This window comes from Psychrobacter sp. 4Dc, from assembly GCF_002836715.1.
Classification (GTDB): domain Bacteria; phylum Pseudomonadota; class Gammaproteobacteria; order Pseudomonadales; family Moraxellaceae; genus Psychrobacter.
Genome location: NZ_PJAT01000018.1, coordinates 1 through 6,732, shown reverse-complemented (window position 1 = coordinate 6,732; position 6,732 = coordinate 1). Strand labels below are relative to the sequence as shown.

General features: G+C 40.2%; 4 protein-coding genes, 1 pseudogene and 1 other annotated feature. Of the genes and pseudogenes, 2 read left to right on the top strand and 3 right to left on the bottom strand.

Going from position 1 to position 6,732, the window contains the following annotated elements:
* A partial coding sequence (locus CXF61_RS01570) for a transposase (RefSeq protein ID WP_165596914.1) occupies positions 1–240 on the bottom strand: 240 nt, incomplete at its 3' end.
* A 55-nt stretch (positions 241–295) separates the two neighbouring features.
* Here CXF61_RS01570 and CXF61_RS01565 point away from each other — a divergent pair.
* On the top strand, positions 296–853 hold the full coding sequence (locus CXF61_RS01565) for an AMP-binding enzyme (protein WP_165596913.1): 558 nt from the start codon (positions 296–298) through the stop codon (positions 851–853).
* 191 nt (positions 854–1,044) lie between these two features.
* Here CXF61_RS01565 and CXF61_RS01560 read toward each other — a convergent pair.
* A pseudogene (locus CXF61_RS01560) lies at positions 1,045–1,326 on the bottom strand (IS3 family transposase); the annotation flags it as partial.
* A 48-nt stretch (positions 1,327–1,374) separates the two neighbouring features.
* Here CXF61_RS01560 and CXF61_RS01555 point away from each other — a divergent pair.
* Positions 1,375–2,594 (top strand): IS3 family transposase gene (locus CXF61_RS01555; protein ID WP_413775319.1). Its coding sequence is split into 2 segments (ribosomal slippage): positions 1,375–1,651 and positions 1,651–2,594, totalling 1,221 coding nucleotides; the frame shifts between segments, so codons are not numbered across the junction.
* Positions 1,650–1,766 (top strand) — a sequence feature (AL1L pseudoknot). It overlaps the preceding gene by 117 nt.
* A 707-nt stretch (positions 2,595–3,301) precedes the next feature.
* Here CXF61_RS01555 and CXF61_RS01550 read toward each other — a convergent pair.
* Positions 3,302–6,577, bottom strand: a complete 3,276-nt coding sequence (locus CXF61_RS01550) for a type I restriction endonuclease subunit R (protein ID WP_165596911.1) — start codon at positions 6,575–6,577, stop codon at positions 3,302–3,304.
* Positions 6,578–6,732 lie beyond the last annotated feature (155 nt).

Below are 6,732 nucleotides of genomic sequence, written 5' to 3'. Positions count from 1 at the left end.
TTCTCTGCGTTCGCGTTCAAGCTCTTTGATACGCTCTTTGTCACTTTGAGCCTGCACTGAGGCGGGAATGGTTTGGTCTATGTGCTTTTTATGCCAGGATCGCAGGGTCTCAGGCGTACAGCCAATCTTTGACGCTATGGCTTGAATGGCTGACCATGTAGAAGGATAGTCGCTCGACGCTTCAATCAGCATGCGAACGGCGCGTTCTTTAATCTCAGGAGTGTAGGTTTGTCTTTTCATTGTCGTATTCTCTCAGAATGTTGAGTCTCCGACAATACGGGGGCGGTTCACTTCTATGAATCCTGAAAAAGCGGACTCTCATGGTAAGCCTGCTTATTTAATGGAGTTGAAGATAGCTGATCCTGTCACTGGTGCGAGTCTAGAAATTGGAACTCGTGGTGAGATACTTTGTCGTGGTAGTGCCGTCTTCGCAGGGTATTGGAATAATAAAGAGGCAACCACTGCTGCTTTTCGAAAAGGTTGGTTTGCCACTGGAGATATTGGCTATTTCGATGAAGATGGTTTTCTATACGTAGTAGATCGTCTGAAAGACTTGATAATTTCTGGTGGAGAAAATATCTACCCTGCAGAGGTTGAGCAAGTACTAATAGGAATAAAAGAAGTATCAGAAGTTGCTGTAGTGGGTCTATCAGATGAAAAATGGGGAGAGGTTCCTGTAGCTTTTGTCGTTATGAAGGCAGGTGAGAACCTCAATAATGATGATATCCTAAACTACTGTAAAACACAGCTTGCATCATTTAAGTGCCCTAAAAAAACTGTGTTTATAGATTCATTGCCACGCAATGGTGTGGGGAAAGTTTTAAAAAACGTACTTCGTGAGCAGCTATTATAATATTACTTCAGTATTGTTATATGAACATAGGAAATAATTTAGCATAATATCTATTCAAGCTTCAATATTCAGCACATCACCTAAGTAAGATAATAACTAAACAAAGATTGCTAACACTATACATAATATGGTGTTAGCAATCTTTTGACCCATGCCATCAAATCCGTACAATTAAATTTGGGGGATTTTAGTTACGTAGCTTGACGATAAAAGTCAAACCACGCCTGTCTTGATATTCTATAGCCTAAACCCTTTTGAATTCTCGTCTGATTGTATTATAACTCGATATATTGTGTGATCTCGTTGATCGCTGTAAATCTTGTTGTATAGTCCTGATGGTATACAAGCTCATTCTTTAATATACCTCAGAAGCTTTCTATAGGTGCATTATCGAAGCAGTTGCCTTTACCACTCATTGATCCTCTAAAATTATGCTGCTTGATGATCTTATGATACGTGTGGCTACGATATTGAACCGCCCCGATATTGTCGGAGACTCAACATTCTGAGAGAATACGACAATGAAAAGACAAACTTATACTCCTGAGATCAAAGAACGCGCCGTTCGGATGCTGATTGAAGTGGCAGGTGACTATCCCTCTATGTGGTCAGCTATTCAAGCCATCGCCCCTAAGATTGGCTGTACGCCTGAAACCCTACGATCGTGGCATAAAAAGCACATTGATCAAACCATTCCTGCCTCAGTGCAAGCTCAAAGTGACAAAGAGCGCATCAAAGAGCTTGAACGCGAATGTCGCGAGCTTAAGCAAGCCAATGAGATTATACGTAAGGCTGCTGCTTTTTTCGCCCAGGCGGAGCTCGGCCGCCCACCGAAATAATGACTCAGTTTATTGATGATTACAAACACCTCTATGGGGTCGAGCCAATTTGTCGAGTATTACCGATTGCCCAATCAACGTATTATCGCGCTAAAGACTTAAGCAACAACCCACACAAGCGCTCATTGCGTTGCCACCATGATGACTTCTACATCAGCGAGATCAGGCGCATCTGGCAGGATAGCAAGTGCCGCTATGGCGCTCGTAAAGTCTGGCAGCAGATGAAAGCAGACGGCATTCATGTCGCTCGTTGTACTATTGAGCGACTAATGAAGCAGCACGGTATGCAAGGGGTTTGGCGCGGTAAGAGTAAGATTACTACCAATAGTCGTGATGATCAGCTGCGGGCGAATGATTTAGTCAATCGTAACTTTAGCGCCCACCGCCCTAACCAGCTATGGGTTGCGGACTTCACTTATATCAAGACAACTAGCGGCTGGGTATACACGGCTTTTATTATTGATGTGTTTGCTCGCGCTATTGTGGGCTGGAAGGTGTCTAATCGCATGAACACCGATATGGTGATGGCAGCGCTCAATCAGGCCATTGCATACAGGAATAATCCTAAAGATGTGATTCATCATAGTGATCGCGGGGTTCAGTATTTATCCATTCGCTATACAGATAAGATGACGGACTCTGGTGTTATTGCCTCCGTTGGCACAACAGGGGATTCTTATGACAATGCCTTGGCCGAGACAGTCAATGGCCTTTACAAGTCTGAGGTGATTCATTATTTAAAGCAGAGCTGGAACGGTGTAAGTGATGTTGAACTGGCAACGCTTGAATGGGTGGACTGGTTCAATAAAACACGACTGCATAGCACGATTGGTTATGTGTCGCCTTTTGAGTTTGAAAAGCGGTATTATGACAATTTAACCCTGTCAGGCATTGCTGCCTGACTCAAGTAAAACACTCTCCGATATAGTCGGGGCGGTTCACTTTGGATAGGTGTGAAATTCGCAGTTGATGCTGACGGAAACCTTACAGTATTTCTCCTCGATCTTTTCAACCATTTTCTCAAGCTTCTACTATCCAACATACAATGATCACGAATAGAGTAGACATCTTCATTACTTAGAAACTTACATTCTGTAAACTCTTCTATAAGGTTTCGACTATTAATCTCCTCCCATAATTTAAGGTGTACTAAATGCCCAAGAGTATTAATGATTGCAGACTGTGTTTGAGAAGGTCTTAGCTTCTCTGTTACATATAAAGTAACCCAATAGTCAGGAGTACCATCTGAATCTATTAGGATTGGATATCTCTCGCCATTACTAAATACCAAATTCTTAATTTGAGACATATGACGAACCCTTTAATCAACATTAAATCATGTATGTTATTCATAAATATATTATAAACTTTTTTTATATTAAAGATATAAAAAAAGAGCCTATTCACATAGGCTCTATCTAACTTAATCAACGTTACTTAATTATGTATTCCTCAGAAGGGTTATGTATACCTGATATCGTTACTTAAAAACTATACTTCATATGTAATATACATATTATGGATAATTTTATATTAAGTGTAAAGTATATTGTAAAGTATATTGGTATTATAGCTTTAAAATTTACACTTTCTTGATTTACCAGTTAAGTTAGCTAGCCCATTTTTCGTCATTAATAGCCAAGTGCTGTAGTAAATCAAAAACCTGAGTCACCTTGTTCTCGAAGATTTCTTTATCGTAGGAATCAGGAAGGTCTCCATCTAGAACCTCTTCAATTAAAGATCGTACCTTTGCTTTAGTATGAGAGTCTCTCCACCAGTCCTGTACTAATACTTTGGGTGATGCATCAACTAAAGACTTGATAAGGTCTTTAGCTGCAAGCTTAACTGCCTGCTCCTCTTTCTTCGTCAGTTTTTCTTTAGCCAACAAATCAAATACTTCCAACTCATTTTCTGTTAAGCCTTCACGAACATGGCGCTGATCTTCCTCTTTCAAATCTTGAGCAAACTTTTGCAACTCCTCAAAGAACTCTTCTGTTTGGGTTGCTCCAGCATTATATCGGTCGATAATAGTACGATACCGCTCTGCAAAGTTTACTCGTCCTTGATTAGTCTTAAGCATCTGTTTGATTTTTTTCTCAATGAATTTCTTCATGTCAGCTATAGCGATGTGTTTATGCTCAGTTTGCTTAAACTCGATTCTCAACTGCTCGAAATCTACATTAGCGAGATTCCAACTAGCGCTTTTAGTGATTTGGTACTCGCTTACTGGTTCTGCTACTGAGCTAGTATTGTTACTATCTACTACAACACTACGATCTAGCAAGCTTGAAACCTGAGCGGCTTGCTCATCCAAATCGTCTTGATCAATTTTATTGGCAATAAACGTGTGCAAGAACTGCATAACACTGACAATAGGTCTTGGTTGACTGAGAATCGTAGGTTTAGCCGCTTCATACAGACCAGCAACTACATTGAAGTGTACATTGAACGTTTTACGTATGAAATCCTGCGATAGCATAGTATTAGCATAATCAGCAAATAAAGCGTTTTGCTTGAAAACTTCTTTAGCTTCAATAATTTTCATCAAATCTACTTCATGAGACAGACAAAATGTAAGAGTTTCAGCTATCGCTTCATCCAATAAGTTAATTAATACTGACTTGTCTTGTACGGGGTCTGTACCATCTCCTGAGTCCGTGCCTTGACCATAATCTTTTAGCGCAGACTTAAGATTCCTGAACACATTGTAGTAATCAATAATCTCACCATTGGTTTTTTCTACCAACTGCCCACTATCATTTCTAGTCTTGAAAGAGGTCACACGGTTCGCCCTTGCGATGGTTTGCATCAGCGTATGACCCTTCATAGGCTTATCAATGTATAGCGTTGAAGCAGTGGGTGCATCGAAACCTGTTAGCCACATGGCACATACAAAAACCAGCTGTAATGGATGCTCAGCGTCCTTAAAATCATCTTCTATATCTCGACCATTCGGCTGCTGCTGCGTCAGTCTATTGATATGCTTTTGAATTTCCAGTCCCTGCTTTTCGAAGCGCTCTTTTTCAGAGGCAGGGCTACTAATAACAACTGCCATTTCAACATTTTGCATATACTTAAGACGGTTTTTAAGACGGACTTTTTCTAAATCGTTCTTAGTTTGATTGATTCGACCTTGTAGCTTACGTTGTTCTTTTTTCCATAATTCCGTAACCTTGTCATACATGCGAACCGTGGTAAACTGATCAACCGATATCACCATACCTTTACCGCGATACCCACGTCGAGGGAAATGGTAAACAATATCGGCTGCTATAGTATCCAAGCGGTCATCACGCTTGATAACCTCAAGCTGTGTTGAAAAGTTATTTTCTAATTTCTCTCGCTGTGCATCAGATAGATCTTCGTCTTCTAATATCTCTGCTAACTCATCATTCAATGCGTCATTCTGTAATAGCACCTCTGGAACACGTTTTTCATAAAACAGAGGTAACGTTGCGTGATCCTCAATGGCTTGCTGGAAGGTATATTCAGATACATACTCACCAAACCACTGCTTAGTTTTCTTATTCTTAAGAATAGGTGTGCCTGTAAATGCTAAGAAATGTGCGCCTTCAAGCCCTAAACGCAAGTTGTCAGCGAGCGTATCGTATTGGGTACGATGCGCCTCATCTACGATAACGATAATTTCTCTTTCATTTTTATCATAAAGTAACGGGTACTTCTCACCCTTCTCATAACGGAACTTCTGAATGAGCGTAAATACAATTTTCAGATTCTGACCAAGCATTTCACGCATCTGATAACTATTTTTCGGCTTAGCAATTTCCGTCTCTTTTACCGCCTCTGTTGCCAAGAAGTTCTTGGAGATCTGCTTGTCTAAATCATCTCTATCTGTGATGACCACAAAGCTAAAATTACCTGCACACTTACGGAACACCTTACGGATAAAGAACACCATGGCAAAGCTCTTACCTGAACCTTGCGTATGCCAAAATACGCCCAAACGCCCTTGCAATTGATCTCTAATTAAGAAATTCGCAAAAGCATGCTTAACGCCCAAAAATTGATGATTCTGAGCGACGATCTTTACTTTCTCGTTTTGGTATAGAATGAAGTTTTCGATGTAGTCTAATAGCCGCTCAGGTCTAAACAGCCCTGCAAGCAAGTACTCGATGCTATTACCATGAGTTTCAATCTCCTGCTTATCTACTTTTTCTTTCTCATCATCCACCCTTAACCAAGGATAGAAATTTTCCCAGTCGGCAGTAAAGCTCCCTACCTTAGTATCTGATGCATTAGATAGGATGCAAAAGGCATTATATAAAAATAGCTGTGGGATATCGTTTTTGTAGTTGGTCAAATTATCCGTCAAAGCGTTTTGTAGCTTGACGTTAGAATTCTTGAGTTCAAAGAAAACAATCGGCATACCGTTGATATAGAGCAATATATCAGGACGACGGTACTTTCTGATAGGTTCAAGACCAGTCGTCTTAATGGTTAGCTGTGTTACTAATAAGAACTCATTATTAGTAGGGATATCGAAGTCTATGAGACGTAAGGGTATATTTTCGCGCTTAACACCCTTAGCGTCTTCATAAGTGACGTTAATGCCATCACGAATATAGCTATATATTTGCTTATTGGCTTTGAGAGTAGACATCGATACACGTCGACTCATGATGTCCTTTACTGCTGATAAGATAGTGGCCTCAGGGACGTCAGGGTTTAGCTGCATGCATTTAGCAACTAAGCGCTCTTTGAATACGACGTCACGCTTGTCGGTACGATTTGAGCCATCGTTAAGATCTTCAGGGTCGATAGTAGTGCAATCAATATGCTGATAGGAATAGCGCTGCTGCAAAAACTTGATACAAGCTTTTTCAATTTTATCTTCACTGATGAAATTATATGTCACTTTTGCCATACTTCTATTCCTATAGATATTTTTATTTTTCTTCAGTTTCGCTACTTGTCTGCATAGACGGTGGGTAATGAACATTTAAATCATCAACTGACATTTTACCTGACATAAGTCTAGGAAGTAGATTTTTCTTTTGTTTTATTAAGTTGGAATTATAT

Bases quoted from the DNA above. Each gene is read 5' to 3' on its own strand.
- CXF61_RS01550 (WP_165596911.1), bottom strand. From the start codon at position 6,577: ATGGCAAAAGTGACATATAATTTCATCAGTGAAGATAAAATTGAAAAA.
- CXF61_RS01565 (WP_165596913.1), top strand. From the start codon at position 296: ATGAATCCTGAAAAAGCGGACTCTCATGGTAAGCCTGCTTATTTAATG.